Source organism: Pseudomonas sp. JL3, from assembly GCF_031570575.1.
GTDB lineage: Bacteria > Pseudomonadota > Gammaproteobacteria > Pseudomonadales > Pseudomonadaceae > Aquipseudomonas > Aquipseudomonas cucumis.
Genome location: NZ_JAKWJK010000006.1, coordinates 129,583 through 143,267, shown reverse-complemented (window position 1 = coordinate 143,267; position 13,685 = coordinate 129,583). Strand labels below are relative to the sequence as shown.

The following is a 13,685-nucleotide window of genomic DNA, read 5'->3' as shown; positions in this document are numbered from 1 at the left end:
CATCAACCACGAGCCATAACCTTGGTCAGCGCCTCGAGGAAGCGGCTGTTTTCCGCCGGCAAACCGATGGTGATACGCAGGTGGTTCGGCATGCCGTAGTTGGCCACCGGACGCACGATCACGCCTTCGCGCAGCAACCCCTCGAACACTGGAGCCGCAACACGCCCCAGATCGACACAGATGAAGTTGCCTTTGGATGGAATCCAGCTCAGGCCCAGCTCACGGAAACCCGCTTGCAGCTGCTGCATGCCGGACTCGTTCAAGCGACGGCTTTCGGCCAGGTACTCGACGTCTTGCAGCGCCGCACAAGCGGCGGCCAGGGCGAGGCTGTTGACGTTGAATGGCTGACGCACGCGATTCAGCACATCGGCGACAATGGCCGAGGACAAGCCGTAACCAACCCGCAGCGACGCCAGACCATAGGCCTTGGAGAAGGTGCGCGAGACCAGCAGGTTCGGATAGGCCGCCAAATAGTCCAGGCCATCGGGCAAGTCGCTGCCTTCGGCGTATTCGATGTAGGCCTCGTCCAGCACCACCAGCACATGGGCCGGTACGTCCTGCAGGAAGTCATCCAGCGCTTGGGCGTCGAACCAGGTCCCGGTCGGGTTGTTCGGGTTGGCGATGAACACCACACGGGTATCGGCATCGATCACGGCCAGCATGGCCGACAGATCATGGCCCCAGTCTTTGGCCGGTATCACTTTTGCCTGGGCACCGACGGCCTGGGTCACGATCGGATAGACCGCAAACGCATGGGCGCTGAACACCGCGTTCAGGCCTGGCGCCAGATAGGCACGCGCCACCAGCTCCAGAATGTCGTTGGAGCCGTTGCCCAGCGTTACCTGGTTCAGCTCGACGCGGCACTGATCGGCCAGCAGGGTCTTGAGCGCAAAACCGTTGCCGTCCGGATAGCGGGTCAGCTCGGTCAGCGCTTCGCGAATCGCTGCCAGCGCCTTGGGACTGGCGCCCAACGGGTTTTCGTTGCTCGCCAGTTTGACGATATTGGCCGGATCGAGGTTCAGCTCACGGGCCAGTTCGTCCACGGGCTTGCCCGGAACGTAAGGCGAAAGTTGTTGCACGCCCGGCTGTGCCAGAGCGAGGAAGTTGCCACTCATTTGCTACCGCCCTTAGAGAACTGCTTTCGGGTAGGAACCCAGCACTTTGAGTGCTACTGCTTCCTGACTGATCTTTTCCAGCACACCTTTGATCAGCGGATCGCGATGGTGGCCGACGAAGTCGATGAAGAACACGTAGGTCCATTTACCGCTGCGCGACGGACGGGTCTCGATGCGTGTCAGGTCGATGCCGTTGTCGTGGAACGGCACCAGCAGCTCGTGGAGCGCGCCGGGTTTGTTGCTCATGGAAACGATGATCGAGGTCTTGTCGTCGCCGGTCGGCGGTACTTCCTGGCTGCCGATCATCAGGAATCGTGTGGAGTTGTCCGGACGATCCTCGATTTTTTCGGCCAGACGAGTCAACCCGTACAGACCAGCGGCCATGTCGCCGGCGATCGCCGCCGAGTTCCACTCACCCTTGACCCGCTTGGCCGCTTCGGCGTTGCTCGAAACCGCCACGCGCTCGACATTCGGGTAATGGGCGTCCAGCCACTTGCGGCACTGGGCCAGGGACTGGGCGTGGGAATAGATGCGGCTGATGCTGTCGGTCTTGGTGTTTTCACCGACCAACAGGTGATGGTGAATACGCAACTCGACTTCGCCACAGATCACCATGTCGTGTTCGAGGAAGCTGTCGAGGGTGTGGTTGACCGCGCCCTCGGTGGAGTTTTCCACCGGGACCACGCCAAAGTTCACCGCACCGGCTGCCACTTCACGGAACACTTCGTCGATCGCCGCCATTGGCTTGCTGATCACTGCGTGACCGAAGTGCTTCATGGCCGCAGCCTGAGTGAAGGTGCCTTCAGGGCCGAGGTACGCCACTTTCAGCGGCTGCTCGAGGGCCAGGCACGAGGACATGATTTCGCGGAACAGCCGCGCCATCTCTTCGTTGCCCAGCGGCCCCTTGTTACGCTCCATCACGCGCTTGAGCACCTGAGCTTCACGCTCAGGACGATAGAACACCGGCACTTCGCCTTCGGCCAGCGAGGCCATCTTTACTCGCGCAACTTCCTGGGCGCAACGTGCGCGCTCACTGATCAGCTCCAGGACTTTTTCGTCCAGAGCATCAATGCGCAGGCGCAGTGCCTTGAGTTCTTGCTCAGACATTAGCCGTGTTCCTTCTCGAACTCTGCCATGTACGAAACCAGTGCGTTGACCGCAACGATATCGACGGCGTTATAGATGGAGGCACGCATGCCGCCCACGGAACGGTGGCCCTTGAGGTTCAGCAGGCCACGTTCGTCGGCACCGGCCAGGAACGGCTTGTCGAGACGATCGTCGGCCAGACGGAACGGAACGTTCATCCACGAGCGGTCCGACTTGTTGATCGGGTTGCTGTACAAGCCGCTGGCGTCGATGAAGTCATACAGCGTGCGCTGCTTCACTTCATTGAGCTTGCCGATGGCTTCGACACCACCCTGCTCTTTCAGCCACTCGAACACCAGACCGGACAAGTACCAGGCCAGGGTTGGCGGAGTGTTGTACATCGAGCCGTTATCGGCCGCGACCTTGTAGTTGAGCATGGTCGGGCAAATGGAGCGGGCGTGACCCAACAGGTCTTCGCGAATGATGCTCACGACGACGCCGCTCGGGCCGATGTTTTTCTGGGCCCCGGCGTAGATCATGCCGAAGCGCGATACATCCACCGGACGGGAGAGAATGTCCGAAGACATATCGGCAACCAGCGGCACATCACCGGTTTCCGGGATCCATTGGAATTCCAGGCCGCCAATGGTTTCGTTCGGTGCGTAGTGAACGTAGGCCGCGTCTTTCGACAGGCTCCATTCGTTCTGACCGGGAATAGCGAAATAGTCGTAAGGCTTGGCGGTGGCGGCAACGTTGACGTGGCCGTAGCGCGAGGCCTCTTCGATAGCTTTCTGCGACCAGATACCGGTGTCGATATAGTCGGCGGTGCCGCTTTCCGGCAACAGGTTCAGAGGAATCTGAGCAAATTGCTGGCTCGCGCCACCTTGCAGAAACAGCACTTTATAGTTCGAGGGGATATTCAGCAGATCACGCAGATCCTGCTCGGCCTTGGTGGCAATGGACACGAACTCATCGCTGCGATGGCTCATTTCCATGACCGACAAGCCCTTGCCGTGCCAATCAAGGAGTTCACCCTGGGCGCGCTTCAGGACAGCTTCGGGAAGCGCCGCAGGACCGGCACAGAAGTTATAGGCTCTCTTGCTCACATCCAATCTCGCTCTGATCTGGTGGTCACTTAAATCTTTCGGTCTGCGGATGATCGTTCCCACACTCTGCGTGGGAATGCATCCAATGACGCTCTGCGTCATGGGACGTCCCGAGCGGCATCCCCACGCAGAGTGTGGGAACGATCCTGTGCAGTGTCGCAAATTTTCAAACAGAACAAACAACAAGGGGGCGAATCTTCATCCGCCCCCTGCTTGCCCGCTTACTCTTGCGGCTCTTCGTCAGCGGCGGCGTCGAGTTGCTGGTCTTCGGCAACGTCGTCGATCACGACTTCACCGTCGAACACTGCACCCTCTTCACCCTCGAGCCCTTCGCCTTCCAGCTCTTCGCCTTCGACTTCCGACGGCTCTTGTACCCGTTCCAGGCCCACCAGCGTTTCATCGCTGGCCAGCTTGATCAGGGTCACGCCCTGGGTGTTACGACCCAGGCTGGAGACTTCGTCGACACGGGTACGAACCAAAGTACCCTGGTCGGAAATCAGCATGATTTCCTCGCCGTCGAGCACCTGGACTGCGCCGACCAGACGGCCGTTACGCTCGTTGCTGACCATGGCGATAACGCCCTGGCCGCCACGCTTGTACTCAGGGAACTCGGTGATTGCGGTGCGCTTGCCGAAACCACGCGCCGAAGCGGTGAGGATCTGGCTGCCTTCTTCCGGGATCAGCATGGAAATCAGCTTCTGGCCTTCCGGCAGACGCATGCCGCGGACACCGCGAGCGGTACGGCCCATGGCGCGGACGTCGGTTTCCTTGAAGCGAGTGACCTTGCCGCCATCGGAGAACAGCATGACTTCACGCTCGCCATCGGTAATGGCAGCGGAAATCAGTACGTCGCCTTCGTCCAGCTCCAGCGCGATCAGGCCGACGCTGCGCTGACGGCTGAAGGATTCCAGCGGGGTCTTCTTCACAGTACCTTTAGCAGTGGCCATGAAGATGAAGTGACCTTCGGTGTATTCCTCGACCGGCAGCATGGTGGTGATGTATTCATCACTGTCCAGCGGCAGCAGGTTGACCAGCGGACGACCACGGGCAGCGCGGGATGCTTCCGGAATTTCGTAGGTTTTGAGCCAGTACACTTTGCCTTTGCTGGAGAACAGCAGCAGCGTGGTGTGGCTGTTGGCGACCAGCAGGTGAGCGATGTAGTCCTCATCCTTGACGCCGGTAGCCGATTTGCCTTTACCGCCACGACGCTGAGCCTGGTACGCAGCCAATGGCTGGGTCTTGGCGTAGCCACCGTGGGAAATGGTCACGACGCGCTCTTCTTCCGGGATCATGTCACCCAGGGTCAGGTCGAGACGGGCATCGAGAATCTCAGTGCGGCGCACATCGCCGTACTCGGCGCGGATGACTTCCAGCTCTTCGCGAATCACTTCCATCAGGCGCGTGGCGCTGCTGAGGATGCGGATCAGCTCGCCGATCTGGTTGAGGATCTCTTGATACTCGGCCAGCAGCTTTTCATGTTCCAGACCGGTCAGACGGTGCAGACGCAGCTCCAGAATGGCTTGCGCCTGCTCTGGCGACAGGAAGTACTTGCCGTCGCGCAGACCGTATTGCGGGTCCAGGGTCTCTGGACGGCACGAATCGGCACCGGCACGCTCAACCATCGCAACTACAGCGGAAGATTCCCACGCAGTCTTGATCAGTGCTTCCTTGGCTTCCGACGGCGTTGGCGAGGCCTTGATCAGGGCGATGACCGGGTCGATGTTCGACAGGGCAACCGCTTGACCTTCCAGAATGTGGCCACGTTCACGCGCTTTACGCAGCTCGAACACGGTACGGCGGGTAACCACTTCGCGACGGTGACGAACGAAAGCTTCCAGCAGGTCCTTGAGGTTCAGGATCCGCGGACGGCCGTCGATCAGCGCGACGATGTTGATACCGAACACCGCTTGCAGCTGGGTCTGGGCGTAGAGGTTGTTGAGGATCACCTCTGGTACTTCGCCGCGACGCAGTTCGATCACGACGCGCATACCGTCCTTGTCGGACTCGTCGCGCAGCTCGGTGATGCCTTCAAGCTTCTTCTCTTTTACCAGCTCGGCGATCTTCTCGATCAGACGGGCCTTGTTCAGCTGGTAAGGGAGTTCGGTGATGACGATCTGCTGACGGCCACCGACCTTGTCGATGTCTTCGATTATCGAGCGGGCACGCATGTAAATGCGTCCGCGACCGGTGCGGTAGGCTTCGATGATGCCGGCGCGACCGTTGATGATCGCGGCGGTCGGGAAGTCCGGACCGGGGATGTATTGCATCAGCTCATCGACGGTCAGTTCCGGGTTGTCGATGAGTGCCAGGCAACCGTCGATGACTTCACCGAGGTTGTGTGGCGGGATGTTGGTCGCCATGCCCACGGCGATACCGCTGGAGCCGTTGACCAGCAGGTTGGGAATACGGGTCGGCATGACCGCCGGGATCATTTCGGTGCCGTCGTAGTTCGGCACCCAGTCCACGGTTTCTTTGTGCAGGTCAGCCAGCAGCTCGTGCGCCAGCTTGGTCATGCGCACTTCGGTGTATCGCATGGCCGCGGCGTTGTCGCCGTCCACCGAACCGAAGTTGCCCTGACCGTCTACCAACAGGTAACGCAGCGAGAATGGCTGCGCCATCCGAACGATGGTGTCGTACACCGCGGTATCACCGTGAGGGTGATACTTACCGATCACGTCACCGACAACACGGGCAGATTTCTTGTACGGCTTGTTGAAGTCGTTACCCAGCTCGCTCATCGCGAACAGCACACGCCGGTGCACGGGCTTCAAGCCATCGCGCGCATCCGGCAGTGCCCGCCCGACAATCACGCTCATCGCGTAGTCGAGGTAGGACTGCTTCAGCTCGTCTTCGATATTGACCGGGAGGATTTCTTTGGCCAGTTCGCCCATGAGAAGCCTGATTCCTTTTTCTGGTGAAACTTCGTCACATCCATATGGGACGAACGAAGCTCGCCGATGCAGACTGAGTGCCATGCACCGACTTACGACAAATCAACGAGTTATGCCATGGATCTGCGCAGTAAAGGCAGCCACATCAGGCTACCCTGGAAACCGCCGGATGTTATCACAAGAGCCGCCACGCACCTATCCCCCAGACGCGCATGGAGCATAGTTAGTTGACCGGTGACAGGCTTGAAGGGGACGAGAGGGGCTTAGAGCCGTGTTGAATGGAGAATTCAGGGCAGATTCGGCTTGCTTCATTGATTTTCAGGGCCTAATCGCGGGCAAGCCCGCTCCCACAGGGATCGCTCCATGCCTAGAGATTTTCGGTTCGACACAGATTCCTGTGGGAGCGGGCTTACCCGCGAAGTCGATTTATCAGGTGCCAGATATCTTTAATGCAGACGCTTACGGCACATCAACTGCGCCATTTTCGCGGTATCTGGACGCTCGACGATGCCTTTTTCGGTGACGATCGCATCGATCAGATCCGCAGGCGTCACGTCGAACACCGGGTTGAACGCATCGACATCCGCCCCCACTCGCTTGCCGCCGACTTCCAGCAACTCGCGACCATCGCGCTCTTCAATGGGAATCTCGTCACCGCTGGCCAGGTTCATGTCGATGGTCGAACTCGGCGCCACCACCATGAAGCGCACGCCGTGGTGCATGGCGTTGACCGCCAGTTGGTAGGTACCGATCTTGTTCGCCACATCACCATTGGCGGTGATGCGGTCGGCGCCGACGATCACCCAGGTCACGCCCTTGGTTTTCATGATGTGCGCAGCGGCGGAATCGGCATTGAGGGTCACGGGAATGCCTTCATTGGCCAATTCCCATGCGGTCAATCGCGAACCTTGCAGCCATGGCCGGGTTTCATCGGCATAGACGCGCTCGACCATGCCTTCGATGAAAGCCCCCCGAATCACCCCCAGCGCCGTGCCGAAACCGCCGGTGGCCAGTGCGCCGGTATTGCAGTGCGTGAGAATCGCCTGGGCGTTGCCCTGATGCTTGCGGATCAGATCGACACCCAGTTGGGCCATGGTCAGGTTGGCTTCGCGATCACTTTCATGAATGGCGATGGCTTCGGCCTCCAGCGCCGCCAGAGGGTCTGCGTCTTCCTTGAGGCGGTCCAGGCGGTCACGCATGCGACTCAAGGCCCAGAACAGATTAACCGCTGTTGGACGGGAATCGGCCAGTAACGCGTAATCCTCTTCCCAGGCTGCCTGCCAGTCACCGCCCTCGACAATTCGGGCGCGGGCTGACAGCACCATGGCATACGCCGCGCTGATGCCAATGGCCGGCGCGCCGCGCACCACCATCGAGCGAATGGCCTCAGCCACTCCCGCAGCGCTGGTGTAGGCGATCCAGGTTTCCTCGAAAGGCAAAATACGCTGATCCAGCAGATACAGGGTGCCATCACGCCAATCGATGGCCTTCACCTTCTCCGCAGCCAACAGTCGATCGCGCATCCACTTACCCCGCACTCATGAACAAAAGGCGCCGATTATAGCGATCCCCCCGCGAAGACGCTCGGGTATACTTCGCCATCCTTTACAAAAGCACTGGAACCGACTTTCGATGCCGACCCCCACCGCTGCGCTCGACCTGTTATTGCTGCCGACCTGGCTGGTACCCGTCGAACCGGCTGGCGTGATCCTTAAAGAGCATGCCTTGGGCATCCGCGACGGTCGCATCGTATTTATCGGCCCGCGCGCAGCAGCCTTGAAGTTTAACGCAACCGAGGTCCGCGAATTGCCGGACATGTTGCTCGCCCCCGGTCTGATCAATGCCCACGGGCATGCGGCAATGACCCTGTTCCGCGGCCTGGCCGACGATCTGCCGCTGATGACCTGGCTGGAAAACCACATCTGGCCGGCCGAAGCCAAGTGGGTCGACGAGGCTTTCGTACGTGATGGCACTGACTTGGCCATCGCCGAGCAGATCAAAGGCGGCATCACCTGTTTCTCCGACATGTATTTCTTCCCGAAGGTCGCCAGCGAACGCGTCCATAACAGCGGCATTCGCGCCCAGATCGCCATTCCGATCCTTGATTTCCCGATTCCAGGCGCCGGCACGGCGGATGAAGCCATTCGTCAGGGCGTCGAATTATTTGGCGATCTCAAGCATCACGAGCGAATCAAAATCACCTTCGGGCCCCATGCACCCTACACCGTGGGCGACGAAACCCTGGAAAAAATCCGGGTGATCGCTGAAGAACTGGACGCCTCGATTCACATGCACGTCCATGAAACTGCTTTCGAAGTGCAACAATCAGTCGAGCAGTGCGGCGAACGCCCGTTGGCCCGCCTCGGCCGCCTGGGCCTGCTGGGGCCGCGCCTGCAGGCCGTTCACATGACCCAGATCAGCGATGAAGACTTGGTGCTGCTGGTAGAAAGTAACACCAATGTGATTCATTGCCCGGAGTCGAACCTGAAGCTGGCCAGCGGTTTCTGCCCGGTGGAGCGCTTGTGGCAGGCTGGAGTCAATGTGGCGGTCGGCACCGATGGCGCGGCCAGCAATAATGACCTTGACCTGCTCGGCGAAACCCGCACCGCTGCGTTGCTGGCCAAGGCCGTCGCCGGCTCCGCCACCGCGCTGGACGCCCATCGCGCCCTGCGCATGGCCACGCTCAATGGTGCCCGCGCGCTGGGAATCGAAGCCGAAACGGGGTCGCTGGAAATCGGCAAAGCGGCGGACATCGTCGCGTTCGACCTGTCGGGCCTGGCGCAGCAACCGGTCTACGACCCGGTTTCGCAATTGATCTATGCCACTGGCCGCGACTGCGTGAAACACCTTTGGGTCGCCGGCAAGCAACTGCTCGACGACCGCCGCCTGACCCGCCTGGATGAGGCGCAGTTGTGTGCCACTGCCAAGGCCTGGGGCCAGCGCATCAGCGGCCATACCGAATTGTAAGCACCCTGGACCAAAACCGGGGCAACAGGATTTTTCAAGTTTTAGAGGACTGACACCATGAGCAACGTCGACTACGCCGAAATCGCCAAATTCGAAGCCCTGGCCCATCGCTGGTGGGACCGCGAAAGCGAGTTCAAACCGCTGCACGACATCAACCCGCTGCGGGTCAACTGGATCGACGAGCGCGTCCATCTGGCCGGCAAGAAAGTCCTCGACGTCGGTTGCGGCGGCGGCATCCTCAGCGAAGCCATGGCGCAACGCGGCGCCACCGTGATGGGTATCGACATGGGCGAAGCGCCGCTGGCCGTCGCTCAATTGCATCAGCTGGAATCCGGCGTGAGCGTCGAATACCGGCAGATCACCGCCGAAGCCCTGGCAGAAGAAATGCCCGAGCAGTTCGACGTAGTGACTTGCCTGGAAATGCTCGAGCACGTACCGGATCCATCCTCGGTGATCCGCGCCTGTTTCAAAATGGTCAAACCGGGCGGCCAGGTGTTTTTTTCCACCATCAACCGCAACCCGAAGGCCTATCTGTTCGCCATCGTCGGCGCCGAATACATCATGAAGCTGCTGCCGCGCGGCACCCACGACTTCAAGAAATTCATCCGCCCCTCGGAGCTTGGCGCCTGGAGCCGCATGGCCGGTTTGACCGTCAAGGACATCATCGGCCTGACCTACAATCCACTGACCAAGCACTACAAACTGGCGGCCGACGTGGACGTCAACTACATGATCCAGACCCTGCGCGAGGAGTAAGCCGATGCGTATCAGAGCAGTCCTTTTCGACATGGACGGTACCCTGCTCGACACCGCGCCGGATTTCATCGCCATCTGCCAGGCGATGCGCGCTGATCGTGGTTTGCCGCCAATCAACACTCAACACATTCGCGATGAAATATCCGGCGGCGCCAAATCGATGGTCGCCGCGAACTTTTCCATGGACCCGGAATCGCCGGGGTTCGAGGAATTGCGTCAGGAGTTCCTCGATCGCTACCTCAAGGGTTGCGCGGTTCACAGCCATCTGTTCGACGGCATGGCCGAGGTATTGGAAAAAATCGAAAAGGCCAACCTGATCTGGGGCGTGGTCACCAACAAACCGGTACGTTTCGCCGAGCCGATCATGCAGCAGCTGGGCCTGGCCGAACGTTCGAAAGTGCTGATTTGCCCCGATCATGTGAAGAACAGCAAACCGGATCCGGAGCCGTTGATCCTCGCGTGCAAGATGCTCGATCTGGACCCGGCCAGTGTGCTGTTTGTCGGCGATGACCTGCGCGACATCGAGTCCGGTCGCGATGCCGGCACCAAAACCTGCGCGGTGACCTACGGTTATATTCATCCGGACGATAACCCGAAGCACTGGGGCGCGGACGTGGTGATCGATCATCCGCTGGCGTTGCTTGAGGTGTTGGATAATGCCCTCTGTAGCTGCTGAGACCCGGCTTCAAGCTCCGGGGATGTGACGTGAATGATGACGCCTTCGCGGGCTTGCCCGCGATTGGCCACGCCGCGATCTGTCTTCTGTTTTTGTGAGGTTTTTTATGTTTGATTATTCCGCCCGCCCTGACTTGCTCAAGGGCCGGGTCATCCTGGTCACCGGCGCCGGCCGTGGCATTGGTGCTGCCGCTGCAAAAACCTACGCCGCCCACGGCGCCACCGTGCTGTTGCTGGGCAAGACCGAAGCCAACCTGACTCAGGTCTACGACGAGATCGAAGCGGCCGGGCATCCACAACCGGCCGTGATTCCGTTCAATCTGGAAACCGCACTGCCTCATCAATACGATGAACTCGCAGCGATGATCGAGACCGAATTCGGCCACCTCGACGGCTTGCTGCACAACGCATCCATCATCGGTCCACGCACACCGATCGAGCAGTTGTCCGGCGAGAACTTCATGCGCGTCATGCACGTCAACGTCAACGCCATGTTCATGCTCACCAGCACCCTGCTGCCACTGCTCAAGCTGTCTCAGGACGCCTCGGTGGTGTTCACTTCCAGCAGCGTCGGTCGCAAGGGGCGTGCGTATTGGGGCGCTTACGGCGTTTCCAAATTCGCTACCGAAGGCTTGATGCAAACCCTGGCCGACGAAGTAGACACAGTGGCCCCGGTGCGTTCCAACAGCATCAATCCCGGCGCTACCCGCACCAGCATGCGCGCTCAAGCCTACCCCGGTGAAAACCCGCTGAACAATCCGACACCCGAGGAGATCATGCCGGTCTACCTCTACCTGATGGGTCCGGACAGTACCGGCATCAATGGCCAGGCGTTCAACGCTCAGTAACGCCCGTGCGTCGCTTTTCTGCCGCGACGGCTTCCCGCCGCGGCACTCAAACCCGGTGGTAACCACCCCAGCCTCAAGTCAAATAAATGTCATCACTCTGCGCAGCTCACCGCGCATAACCTTCCAATATTTTGATTTTTAAAAGCTTTTTATTCGACTGAACCGAATGGCATGACTTTCGCTCTAATTTTGTTCAGACACGCCGTGTGAAAGCAGAAGAAGCGGAGCTTCGGCCGAGTGGTTACTAATCTTCGGCAAAGCGGACTAAACTCGTGCCAAATGTCCTACGGGACTGATGGACCAGTATGACGCGCAGCCCAAAGCCGCTCTCACCCAGCCTGTAAGACAGCCTTACTGCTTAGGGGCTCACGCCATATGAAATCACCTTCCCAGACCAACGCAATTGACTTCGACAGTGCCAAATTGCAACGCCTGGGCTTTGGTCAGCAGCCTCCCCTCCTGGAGCGGCCCGTCAGTCTTGCGCAGTTGCGCCAAGCGCTGGGCCTGCAACTGCAAACCAGTCTTGAGCCGCAACGCATTCTCGGGCTTTTCTTCCGTGAAATTCAGCGCCTTGTGCCGCTGGATGCCTTGAATTACGAACATCAGCCCAGCGACTTGCGCCTGCAATTCGGCGCACGGGGTCATCATTCAATCAGCTACAGCCTCAGCCATGAAGGCGAGCAATTGGGTGAGCTGGTGTTCCGTCGCAATCAGCGCTTCAGCGAACAGGAACAGGGCAACCTGGAGTCATTGCTATCGACCCTGCTCTTCCCCATGCGAAACGCCCTGCTCTACCGAGCGGCGACCCAAAGTGCATTGCGTGATCCGTTGACCGATACCGGCAACCGCATCGCCATGGATCAGACGCTGGAGCGGGAAATCGAGATGTCGCGGCGACACTCGCAACCCCTGTCGCTGCTGATGCTGGACATCGATCATTTCAAACACATCAACGATACCTACGGGCACAGTGCCGGCGATGAAGTGCTGAAAGCCGTCGCAGCGTCAATCAAAAACCAGTTGCGCAACGTCGACATGGTGTTCCGGTTTGGTGGCGAAGAATTCATGATTCTGCTTTCCAACACCAGTCGGGAAGCGGCAGCCATGGTCGGTGAACGACTGCGGTTTGCGGCGCAGGCTCAGGACTATGAGGCCGAGGGCAAGATGATTGAGCTGACGGTCAGCATCGGTTGCTCGACGCTGCTGCCCGGCGAGTCTGCCGAGAGTTTGTTGCGACGGGCCGACAGTGCGTTGTATGTGGCCAAGCGTGAGGGGCGTAACCGCCTGGCGATGGCGGGCTGAGTCCCGGCAACACCAAATAACCAATGTGGGAGCGAGCCTGCTCGCGTAAGCTGCCTGACATTCACCATAGATATTGAATGTCAGAACGCTTTTCGCGAGCAGGCTCGCTCCCACAGTTGTTTTGCGTAGTCTTCAGATCAGCTTTCAGCCAACGCCATCCGCTCACGGGCTACAGGTGCTTTTGCTGCCGGTTCCAACTGCATGCAACGCTCCAGGAACAGATACATGTAGTCGTAACTTTTGCAGACAGCCTGGCGCAATTCCACTTGCAGCGCCTTGCTCGGGTTCATGCCCGCCAAGGTGCAGATGATTTCCAGCGCTTCCCATGGATGGGCATCGTCGTACTGGGCGTGCATCTTCAACCACTTCATGGCCCGCTTGCGATCTTCCTCGGGGAACGCTGCCGCGTAGACACCATTGGAGCAAACCAGGGCCGACCACTCCCCCGTCGCCCCTTCGATGGCGTAGTTGGTGGCGGCGATGGCCACGATCAGCGAATCCGACGAACTGGTGTGCCAGCACCAGTGGCTCAAGGCGTGAAGCTCAGGGGCCACATGTTGCGCTTGCAGATCTTCCAGGCTGACACCGTGAGCACGGCTCCAGTGCACCCAGTAATCGGCGTGGTTCAATTCGACGCGAATATTGCGCATCAGCCAGCGACGCGCCATGTCTTCGCCAGGGTGGCGCGCAAAACGGGTCTTTGTCAGGTTCTGGGCCATATATAACGCGAACTGTTCGACCACCGGCCAGCCACCAATAAGGTACTGACGCATGGTTTTTGCGCTGAGTTTGTTATCACGCATGCGCTGATACAGTTCGTGTCCGACAACCCGACGCTTGCTCTCACTGCAATCCTGGATCAATTGCTGAGCCCAGGCGGGATAACTTGCAGCTTCCATGAGTGGTCCGGTTCTGTTGAATGTCTCGATCACTGTCGCG

The 13,685-nt window shown here is 59.5% G+C and carries 11 protein-coding genes; 5 read left to right on the top strand and 6 right to left on the bottom strand.

Features of this window, described 5'->3' with window-relative positions; genetic code table 11:
- Nucleotides 1–2: 2 nt before the first annotated feature.
- The 5 genes from hisC to mtnA all read right to left on the bottom strand — a co-directional run bounded on the left by hisC (nucleotide 3) and on the right by mtnA (nucleotide 7,721).
- Nucleotides 3–1,115 carry a histidinol-phosphate transaminase gene (gene hisC, locus MMG91_RS13395; RefSeq protein ID WP_310659863.1) on the bottom strand — a complete coding sequence of 371 codons (1,113 nt, stop codon included), beginning with the start codon at nucleotides 1,113–1,115 and terminating at the stop codon, nucleotides 3–5.
- A gap of 12 nt (nucleotides 1,116–1,127) precedes the next feature.
- Entirely contained in the window at nucleotides 1,128–2,222 is a 1,095-nt protein-coding gene (pheA, locus tag MMG91_RS13390; protein WP_033055815.1) for a prephenate dehydratase, read from the bottom strand.
- Nucleotides 2,222–3,307, bottom strand: coding sequence for a 3-phosphoserine/phosphohydroxythreonine transaminase (gene serC / locus MMG91_RS13385; protein ID WP_305502810.1), 1,086 nt, complete (start codon nucleotides 3,305–3,307; stop codon nucleotides 2,222–2,224). Before serC ends, pheA begins: the two co-directional genes overlap by 1 nt.
- Nucleotides 3,308–3,528: 221 nt before the next feature.
- Nucleotides 3,529–6,198, bottom strand: coding sequence for a DNA gyrase subunit A (gene gyrA, locus MMG91_RS13380; RefSeq protein WP_310659862.1), 2,670 nt, complete (start codon nucleotides 6,196–6,198; stop codon nucleotides 3,529–3,531).
- Between the two features lie 446 nt (nucleotides 6,199–6,644).
- The gene (gene mtnA / locus MMG91_RS13375) at nucleotides 6,645–7,721 is read right to left on the bottom strand and encodes an S-methyl-5-thioribose-1-phosphate isomerase (protein WP_305446433.1); all 1,077 of its coding nucleotides are present in this window, start codon (nucleotides 7,719–7,721) and stop codon (nucleotides 6,645–6,647) included.
- A gap of 109 nt (nucleotides 7,722–7,830) precedes the next feature.
- Here mtnA and MMG91_RS13370 point away from each other — a divergent pair, with 109 nt between their 5' ends.
- From MMG91_RS13370 to MMG91_RS13350, 5 genes are all read left to right on the top strand, one after another.
- Complete coding sequence (locus MMG91_RS13370) at nucleotides 7,831–9,165, top strand: TRZ/ATZ family hydrolase (protein ID WP_310659861.1); 1,335 nt, start codon at nucleotides 7,831–7,833, stop codon at nucleotides 9,163–9,165.
- A 57-nt stretch (nucleotides 9,166–9,222) separates the two neighbouring features.
- Nucleotides 9,223–9,921 carry a bifunctional 2-polyprenyl-6-hydroxyphenol methylase/3-demethylubiquinol 3-O-methyltransferase UbiG gene (gene ubiG, locus MMG91_RS13365; RefSeq protein ID WP_007899720.1) on the top strand — a complete coding sequence of 233 codons (699 nt, stop codon included), beginning with the start codon at nucleotides 9,223–9,225 and terminating at the stop codon, nucleotides 9,919–9,921.
- 4 nt (nucleotides 9,922–9,925) lie between these two features.
- Nucleotides 9,926–10,597 (top strand): N-acetylmuramic acid 6-phosphate phosphatase MupP, encoded by a 672-nt coding sequence (gene mupP / locus MMG91_RS13360; protein WP_305502816.1) that lies wholly within the window; start codon nucleotides 9,926–9,928, stop codon nucleotides 10,595–10,597.
- Between the two features lie 106 nt (nucleotides 10,598–10,703).
- Entirely contained in the window at nucleotides 10,704–11,444 is a 741-nt protein-coding gene (locus MMG91_RS13355) for a YciK family oxidoreductase (protein WP_253550439.1), read from the top strand.
- A 375-nt stretch (nucleotides 11,445–11,819) separates the two neighbouring features.
- Nucleotides 11,820–12,746, top strand: a complete 927-nt coding sequence (locus tag MMG91_RS13350; RefSeq protein WP_305502819.1) for a GGDEF domain-containing protein — start codon at nucleotides 11,820–11,822, stop codon at nucleotides 12,744–12,746.
- Nucleotides 12,747–12,883: 137 nt separating this feature from the next.
- On the opposite strand, the gene MMG91_RS13345 is transcribed toward MMG91_RS13350, so the two are convergent.
- On the bottom strand, nucleotides 12,884–13,678 hold the full coding sequence (locus MMG91_RS13345; RefSeq protein WP_305446438.1) for a TenA family transcriptional regulator: 795 nt from the start codon (nucleotides 13,676–13,678) through the stop codon (nucleotides 12,884–12,886).
- Nucleotides 13,679–13,685: the final 7 nt, after the last annotated feature.

Bases quoted from the DNA above. Each gene is read 5' to 3' on its own strand.
- hisC (WP_310659863.1), bottom strand. From the start codon at position 1,115: ATGAGTGGCAACTTCCTCGCTCTGGCACAGCCGGGCGTGCAACAACTT.
- pheA (WP_033055815.1), bottom strand. From the start codon at position 2,222: ATGTCTGAGCAAGAACTCAAGGCACTGCGCCTGCGCATTGATGCTCTG.
- gyrA (WP_310659862.1), bottom strand. From the start codon at position 6,198: ATGGGCGAACTGGCCAAAGAAATCCTCCCGGTCAATATCGAAGACGAG.
- mtnA (WP_305446433.1), bottom strand. From the start codon at position 7,721: ATGCGCGATCGACTGTTGGCTGCGGAGAAGGTGAAGGCCATCGATTGG.
- MMG91_RS13370 (WP_310659861.1), top strand. From the start codon at position 7,831: ATGCCGACCCCCACCGCTGCGCTCGACCTGTTATTGCTGCCGACCTGG.
- ubiG (WP_007899720.1), top strand. From the start codon at position 9,223: ATGAGCAACGTCGACTACGCCGAAATCGCCAAATTCGAAGCCCTGGCC.
- mupP (WP_305502816.1), top strand. From the start codon at position 9,926: ATGCGTATCAGAGCAGTCCTTTTCGACATGGACGGTACCCTGCTCGAC.
- MMG91_RS13355 (WP_253550439.1), top strand. From the start codon at position 10,704: ATGTTTGATTATTCCGCCCGCCCTGACTTGCTCAAGGGCCGGGTCATC.
- MMG91_RS13350 (WP_305502819.1), top strand. From the start codon at position 11,820: ATGAAATCACCTTCCCAGACCAACGCAATTGACTTCGACAGTGCCAAA.